1 protein-coding gene is annotated in these 1084 nt (G+C 64.4%); it reads right to left on the bottom strand.

Annotated features, from left to right (window positions below; all coding sequences use genetic code 11):
- Positions 1-1084, bottom strand: a 1084-nt coding sequence (gene prpC / locus AAHK20_RS33445; RefSeq protein WP_449185795.1) for a bifunctional 2-methylcitrate synthase/citrate synthase, incomplete at both ends; no start/stop codon positions are given.

Below are 1084 nucleotides of genomic sequence, written 5' to 3'. Positions count from 1 at the left end.
CGGATGATCTTGTTGTCGATGCGCTGCTCGATGATGTGGGCGGCCCAGCCCGAGGTACGCGAGATGACGAAGAGCGGCGTGAACATGGCCGTCGGCACGCCCATCATGTGATACGACACGGCGCTGAACCAGTCGAGGTTCGGGAACATTTTTTTCACGTCCCACATCACCGTTTCCAGGCGCTCGGCGATGTTGAAGAGCTTCAGGTTGCCCGCGTCCTTCGAGAGCTTCTTCGCCACTTCCTTGATGACCTTGTTGCGCGGGTCGGAGATCGTGTAGACCGGGTGGCCGAAGCCGATCACGACTTCCTTCGCTTCGACGCGGCGGCGGATGTCCGCTTCGGCTTCGTCGGGCGTCTGGTAGCGCGTCTGGATGTCGAACGCGGCTTCATTGGCGCCGCCGTGCTTCGGGCCGCGCAACGCGCCGATCGCGCCGGTGATGGCCGAGTAGATGTCCGAGCCCGTGCCCGCGATCACGCGGCCGGTGAACGTCGAGGCGTTGAATTCGTGCTCGGCGTAGAGGTTCAGCGAGGTGTGCATCGCCTCGACCCACGCCTTCGACGGCTCCTTGCCGTGCAGCAGGTGCAGGAAGTGGCCGCCGATCGAATCGTCGTCGGTCTCCACTTCGATACGCTTGCCGTTGTGCGAGTAGTGGTACCAGTAGAGCAGCATCGAGCCGAGCGAGGCCATCAGGCGATCGGCGATGTCGCGTGCGCCGGCGAGGTTGTGGTCGTCTTTCTCGGGCAGCACGGTGCCGAGAATCGACACGCCGGTGCGCATCACGTCCATCGGGTGCGCCGAGGCCGGGATCCATTCGAGTGCGGCCTTCACGTTCGCGGGCAAGCCGCGCAGCGCCTTGAGCTTGGTCTTGTAGGCGGTGAGTTCGGCCTGCGTCGGCAGTTTTTCGTGCACGAGCAGGTAAGCGATCTCCTCGAACTCGCAGGTCGTCGCGACATCGAGGATGTCGTAGCCGCGGTAGTGCAAGTCGTTGCCGGTGCGCCCGACCGTGCACAGCGCCGTGTTGCCCGCCGTCACGCCCGAAAGCGCCACCGATTTCTTCGGCTTGAAGCCGGGCGTGCCTGCCG

Source organism: Trinickia camelliae (assembly GCF_053525655.1).
This window is presented reverse-complemented; position numbering and strand designations above follow the sequence as displayed.